General features: G+C 58.4%; 2 protein-coding genes. Both read right to left on the bottom strand.

Annotated elements, in window-relative coordinates; all coding sequences use genetic code 11:
- The coding region (locus YWC_RS31180) for a right-handed parallel beta-helix repeat-containing protein (protein ID WP_084416636.1) at nucleotides 1-1,128 on the bottom strand (1,128 nt) is incomplete at its 3' end.
- Between the two features lie 475 nt (nucleotides 1,129-1,603).
- Nucleotides 1,604-1,777 (bottom strand): choice-of-anchor Q domain-containing protein (locus tag YWC_RS34155; RefSeq protein WP_307177249.1); only part of this gene is annotated, 174 nt, incomplete at its 5' end.

The raw sequence follows: 1,777 nt of genomic DNA, 5'->3' as shown, positions 1-1,777 counted from the left end.
GTTCGCGGTGACGTTGCCCGAACCGATGCAGCTCTGGCCCGAGTAGCAGTACTGCGAAATGCCCTGGCGCGGGTTCTTGTACACGATGTTGTTGATGACCTTCGTGTTCTTCAGCTGGATGTTGCCCGGCTTGTCGCCCACGCCGGTGACGATGCCGCCACCCATGCCGCTCGAACCGTTGGCGAACACGGTGTTGTTGGCGATGGTCGAATCGGTTGCGGCGTGCCACAGGTGGATGCCGTAGGCCGAGGCGCGGTAGACGATGTTGTTCAGGATCTTGCTGCCCTTGTTGGACGAGTAGATGCCCTGCACGCCGTTGCAGCCGCCCGGCTTGCCGATGTCGTGCACCACGTTGCCGACGATGTCGCCGGCCGAGCTGCTGTAGTTGGCGTTGACGATGCCGGCGCCGCCGGAGCCCGTGCAACCGCCCGACACGGTGATGTGGTGGACGCGGTTGTTTGTCACCAGCGTGTTCGAACCCATGTTCTGGATACCGAGGCGGCCCGGGCCGCTGATGTCGAAGCCGTTGATCTCGACATGGCTGCCGTTGTTCAGCCACATGACTTCCTTGCCGCTGCCAACGATCTTGGCGCCCCACTTGGTGTCGGACACGAAGCGGATCTTGGCGGTCGAGGTGCCGCTGAGCTTGGTCGTGACGTTGCCGTTATAGGTGCCCGGCGCCACGTGCACGGTAGTGCTCGCCTTGGCGACCGAGGCCGCCTTGTTGATGGTCTTGAACGGACGTGCCTTGGTACCCGGGTTCGAGTCCGAACCGGTGGTGGCGACGTACAGGTGATAGGACGAGTTGTCGGCCGTCGATGCGGTGCGGTTCTGGTATTCCTGGCTGCTCATCAGGGCGACGCGCACGGTGTCCAGCGGCAGGCCGTTGTTGACGTGGCCAACCCAATAAGCGAGGCCGGCGGTGTCCGGCTCGCGGCCGAGCAGGGTGCGATAGAGTTCGGTGACCTGGTCGACCGAGCTCGTCGCGGTGGCAACAGTCGCTTCGGATGCCGTGGCGTTATCAGCGGCGTAGGCGTTGCCGCCGATAGCGGTCAGCAGGACGGCTGCGCTGCAGCAGAGGAGGGCATTAACGCGGGCATTCGAAGCAAAGTTGACTACGTTTTTCATCAGGGTATTTCCTTCTCAAAAAAGTGAAAGCGAAACTTTGAGAGCAGGAAACTGCATTAGTTCAATGTTTTTGCAGAAAATTTTTCCTAGGATAATATTTCCGCAAAGGATATTTCCCGAGTGAATTAGAAAAGTTAAAGAACATTTAATTGATTTGTATAAAAATTATTTGAAAATAATTGTTCTATAAAGGCTGTTTCATATTCGAAACGACCCTTTCAAAAGCACGGGAAGTTAATAGCGGATGGAATTCGAGCGCGGCAAGATGCTCAGCGAAAACAAATGATGCTGTTCAGTTAGCGCGGGCACAGGTTCTCTGGTTGATCGGCAAGCAGAAAGCCGCCTGTATCCGGTGAAGGAAGATCGACAAATGAAAGGTGTCGGGTTTCCCAAATAAAAAGCCCCACGATGGGCTGGCCATCGTGGGGCTGTGCAGGATATGCCGGAGCCGTTCGGCTCCGCCTGGCCTTCGAGATCAGTAGTTCTCGTAGGCGCCGATATCCCATGCGCCGCCCTTCGGACGGAGCGCGCCCGCGATGTCGACCGTCGGGGCATTGGCCTTGATGCCCTTGTTCACGGCCGGCGAGCTGCTCTGCAGGCGGTAGTCGCCGGTGCCGGTCGGGTTGTAGCTGACGAACTTCGGATCGGC

Origin of the sequence: Massilia alkalitolerans DSM 17462, from assembly GCF_000427785.1 — a bacterium.
Lineage (GTDB): Bacteria > Pseudomonadota > Gammaproteobacteria > Burkholderiales > Burkholderiaceae_D > Telluria > Telluria alkalitolerans.
The sequence above is the reverse complement of the archived record's forward strand: the minus strand, read 5'-3'. Positions and strand labels throughout refer to the sequence as shown.